Origin of the sequence: Luteimonas sp. 8-5, from assembly GCF_029763755.1 — a bacterium.
Taxonomy (GTDB): domain Bacteria; phylum Pseudomonadota; class Gammaproteobacteria; order Xanthomonadales; family Xanthomonadaceae; genus Cognatiluteimonas.
Genome location: NZ_JARUVM010000090.1, coordinates 1 through 1,693, shown reverse-complemented (window position 1 = coordinate 1,693; position 1,693 = coordinate 1). Strand labels below are relative to the sequence as shown.

Genomic DNA, 1,693 nt, shown 5'->3' with positions numbered 1-1,693 from the left:
GCCGGACAAAGCGACGAGCTGGCGCATGGCGCGGCTGTCGGGATCGAACCCCTGTTCGCGCAGGCGCTCGCCCTCGGGCGGCTCGCCGCTCCAGTGGCCGACCGTGCGCGCCAGGCGGCCGGCCTGCGCCTCGTCCAGGCCGAGCGCGCGGGCCACGTCGCGCACCGCGCTGCGCGAGCGGTAGCGGATCACGGTCGCCGCCAGCGCGGCGCGTTCGCGGCCGTAGCGGTCGTAGATGTACTGGATGACTTCCTCGCGGCGCTCGTGCTCGAAGTCGATGTCGATGTCCGGCGGCTCGTTGCGTTCGTCCGAGAGGAAACGCTCGAACAGCAGGCCCATGCGCGCCGGGTCGATCGCGGTCACCCCGAGCACGAAGCACACCACCGAGTTGGCGGCCGAGCCGCGCCCCTGGCAGAGGATGCCGCGCGAACGGGCGTAGCGGACGATGTCGTGCACGGTGAGGAAGTAGGGCTCGTAGCCCTTGCGCCGGATGAGCGCCAGTTCCTTTTCCACCAGGGCGCGCGCCTCGGCGGTCTCGCCCTCGGGCCAGCGTTCGCGCACGCCGGCCTCGACCAGTTCGCGCAGCCAGTCCTGCGGCGTCATGCCCTCGGGAACGAGTTCGCGCGGATAGGCATAGCCCAGGTCCTGGCCCAGGTCGAAGCGGCAGCGTGCGGCGATGCGCAGGGTTTCGCGCAACAGTTCCGGCGGATGGATCGCCGCCAGTGCGCGGCGCGTGCGCAGGTGGCGTTCGCCGTTGGGGAACAGGCGGCTGCCGGCTTCGGCCACGGTGCAGCGGTGGCGGATCGCGGTCATGGTGTCCTGCAGTGCGCGCCGGCTGCGCACATGCATGTGCACGTCGCCGCTGGCGACCGCGGGAATGCCGAGTGCTGTGGCCAATGCCTGCAGGTGTTGCAGGCGCGCGGCATCGTCGGGGCCGCGGTGCAGCTCCACCGCCAGCCACAGGCGCCCGTCGAAGCGTTGCTTCAGCCAGGCGCCGTCCTCGCGCGACGGGTCGGCGCCGGGCAGCCACAGCGCGAGCAGGCCGGGCAGGGCGGACGGGTCGAGATCGGCGCGGCCCAACGTGTATTCGCCTTTGGCCGAACGCCGCCGGCCCAGCGTGATCAGCCGGCACAGCGCGCTGTAGCCTTCGCGCGTTTCCACCAGCAGCACCAGTCTCAGGCCGTCGTCGAGGGTGAATTCGCTGCCGACGATCAACGGCACGCCGGTCTCGCGCGATGCCTCCAGCGCGCGCACGATGCCGGCCAGCGAACATTCGTCGGTGATCGCCAGCGCGGCATAGCCCTGCTGCCGCGCGCGCTCGAACAGTTCGGCCGCGCTGGAGGCGCCGCGGCCGAAGCTGAAGTCGGAGAGGCAGTGCAACTCGGCGTAGCTCGCGGCTTCCGCCGCTCCCACGTTCATGCGAACCATCCGTGCAGCAACAGCGGCGCGTCGGCGCTGCCGACGGGGCGGAACGCCCAGGCGCGCTGGCCGTTGCCGGTGTCGACCACGTAGTAGTCGCGGCGCACGTCGCCGCCGTCCCACCAGCCGCTTTCCACGCGTTCCGGCCCGGCCTGGACGACGTGGCCATGGCCGCGCAACGGCAACGGGTCGTGCAGCAGCCAGGTCGGCCGCGGCGCGGCAACGGCAGTCGCGCTGCCGGGAACGGCGCGTTCGGCCGCCGGCATCGGCACGC

1 protein-coding gene and 1 pseudogene are annotated in these 1,693 nt (G+C 72.5%); both read right to left on the bottom strand.

Translation table 11 applies throughout. The annotated features are described in order from the left end of the window. Window positions 1–1,419 (bottom strand): PHP domain-containing protein (locus QAA18_RS09735; protein ID WP_343226751.1); only part of this gene is annotated, 1,419 nt, incomplete at its 3' end. Then, window positions 1,416–1,693, bottom strand: a pseudogene (locus QAA18_RS09730) (DNA polymerase Y family protein); the annotation flags it as partial. The gene QAA18_RS09735 and the pseudogene QAA18_RS09730, both read right to left, overlap by 4 nt.